This is a genomic window from Salinimicrobium oceani (assembly GCF_012037645.1).
On sequence record NZ_JAAVJR010001180.1, the window covers coordinates 1 to 348 of the forward strand.

At 39.7% G+C, this 348-nt stretch carries 1 pseudogene; it reads right to left on the reverse strand.

The features are described 5' to 3' along the window. Positions 1-103: 103 nt before the first annotated feature. A pseudogene (locus HC175_RS21360) lies at positions 104-348 on the reverse strand (cyanophycinase); the annotation flags it as partial.

Below are 348 nucleotides of genomic sequence, written 5' to 3' on the forward strand. Positions count from 1 at the left end.
ACGGGAAATGGATACCAATGAGGAGCTAGTACAAAATCCCGGGTACTAAAAAATGCCTGATTTTAAAAAGGGAGCTGTAGAAATACAGCTCTCTTTTTTATGCTCAATTAGAAAGATCGAATTTGTCGCCCTCCAGGTAAATATCTAACACCAAACCCCTGGCTGCAAGCTTGCCTTTAGAAGTGTTTTTTGAGGCTTTAGGATTAGAAAAAACAATAACCTGAGATTCACCCACTACTTCAGCTTTTCCATTCTTCACAAGAATAGCTGTAGACTCATCAATCCCAATACCCTTAATCACCGGATTTTCTATCATGGCAGTTAACAGCCTGTTGTACCTGCTTCTTT